This window comes from Pseudoroseomonas cervicalis ATCC 49957, from assembly GCF_000164635.1.
Lineage (GTDB): Bacteria > Pseudomonadota > Alphaproteobacteria > Acetobacterales > Acetobacteraceae > Pseudoroseomonas > Pseudoroseomonas cervicalis.
The window spans coordinates 1-1,160 of the sequence record NZ_GG770830.1; the positions used below are offsets into that span (position 1 = coordinate 1).

At 75.8% G+C, this 1,160-nt stretch carries 2 protein-coding genes; one reads left to right on the top strand and one right to left on the bottom strand.

Going from position 1 to position 1,160, the window contains the following annotated elements; all coding sequences use genetic code 11:
* A partial coding sequence (locus HMPREF0731_RS19390) for an SH3 domain-containing protein (protein ID WP_007005910.1) occupies window positions 1–496 on the top strand: 496 nt, incomplete at its 5' end.
* A gap of 13 nt (window positions 497–509) precedes the next feature.
* Here the strand turns inward: HMPREF0731_RS19390 and HMPREF0731_RS19395 are convergent.
* Window positions 510–1,160 (bottom strand): SirB1 family protein (locus HMPREF0731_RS19395; RefSeq protein WP_007005911.1); only part of this gene is annotated, 651 nt, incomplete at its 5' end.

Sequence of the window (1,160 nt, forward strand, 5' to 3'; positions counted from 1 at the left end):
CGCCGCCCCCGCCCAGCCCCCGGCGCAGCCGGCGCCCAGCCCGGCCGAGATCCAGCAGCCCAGCCTCGGCAGCGTCACCGGCCTGCCGATCCCGCGCTTCGTCTCGCTGCGCAGCGACGAGGTGAATCTGCGCATCGGCCCGGACACCCGCTTCCCGATCGAATGGACCTATCAGCGGCGCGACATGCCGGTGGAGATCCTGCGCGAATACAACCAGTGGCGCCGCATCCGCGACATCGACGGCACCGAGGGCTGGGTGCACCAGTCGACGCTGGCCGGCCGCCGCACCTTCCTGGTGCGCGGGCAGGAGCGCAACCTGCACCGCAGCGAGGGCGAGGGCAGCGCCGTGGTGGCGCGGCTGATGCCGGGCGTGGTCGGCCGCATCCGCCGCTGCCAGGCCGCCAGCCGCTGGTGCGAGGTGCAGGTGGGCGACCATCGCGGCCACATGCTGCGCAGCGAGATCTGGGGCGTCGGGCCGGACGAGGAGATCAACTGAGGGCGGCCGCCCGTCAGTTCAGCCGCTGCCGCCACTCCATGGCCAGGGCGCGCGCCTGCAGCGCCGCATCGCCCCCCGGCGGCAGCAGGGCGATGTAGCGGTCCAGCCGCTCCAGCGCCGCGCCCATGCGGTCCAGCCGCTGGTTCATCAGCGCCGCCTCGCGCCACAGCGGCGCGGCGGCGGGGGCCAGGCGCAGCATGTCCTCGGTGCAGTCCAGCGCCTCGGCCAGCGCCCCGGCGCGCAGCCGCCGCAGCTTGAGGTTGTTCTGCAGCCGCAGCAGCACGTCGCGCTTGCCCACCGGCGCCAGCATCGAGGGGTGCAGCTCCGCCTGCGGCCCCTGCATCCGCTTCAGCAGCGCGCGCAGCGCCGGCGCCGCCAGCACCGCGCCGCCCTGGAAGGGGTCGACCACCGCCGGCCCCGGCGCGCCATCCAGCCCGACCAGGAAATGCCCCGGGAAATCCAGCCCATGCGCGCGCCAGCCCGCCGCCTCGGCCAGGTGCAGCCAGAGGATGCCGAGCGCCACCGGCAGGCCGCGCCGCCGCGCCAGCACCTGGATCAGATTGGCATTGGCCGGGTCGTCATAGGTGGCGTCGTCGCCGGCGAAGCCGTGCCGCGCCAGCAGCCCGGCCAGCAGCGCGGCGCGGCGCGCGGCGTCGCCGGCATC